The 549-nt window shown below is 53.7% G+C and carries 1 pseudogene; it reads right to left on the bottom strand.

The features are described 5' to 3' along the window. Window positions 1-549: pseudogene (locus tag EKA13_RS28015) on the bottom strand (LysM domain-containing protein); the annotation flags it as partial.

Raw genomic sequence — 549 nt, 5'->3', positions numbered from 1 at the left:
GCTCTCTGACAACAGGTGGACCATAGGGCCCATTGTCTCGGGCGGTAGCAGGCTCAGGGGAATACGTTGCCCACCTATCCATACAGCGTGATACTTAAGTAAGTGGTCTGTTAGCCGTTCTGCTTCCAGCTTGGTCGCATTTCTTTCGTCCCACCAAGTAACCATTTCATACAAGCTTTCATGAAGTATTCTCTGGCTCTCATCTATAGGGTGACTAGCGACCTTAAATAGCCCGGATACCAAGTAACTAAACGCATCATCCGTTACACCCAGTAAATACCGGTAATCCACCTCAGCCAACGCCTTGCAAAACAATAAGGCCAGTTTCCCGACCAGCTCCACGTCGACTACGGTAGTGAAGCCGCCGCCGGCCCCTGGCCCCAGTACCAGCGAACCACTGCAGTGTATAGCCAGTCGGTTCTTTGCGATTTTGATCCCAAACTCACCACTGACCCCAGCCCCCAGCGCAACATTCCCCTCCGCCTTGATCTGCGCCAAATCCACCCAGTTGCTGCTGGTATTCGCCTGCCCGGGCTCGATGTTGCCTGT

The sequence above is a fragment of the Pseudomonas defluvii genome, from assembly GCF_001695625.1.
Classification (GTDB): Bacteria; Pseudomonadota; Gammaproteobacteria; order Pseudomonadales; family Pseudomonadaceae; genus Aquipseudomonas; species Aquipseudomonas defluvii.
This window is presented reverse-complemented; position numbering and strand designations above follow the sequence as displayed.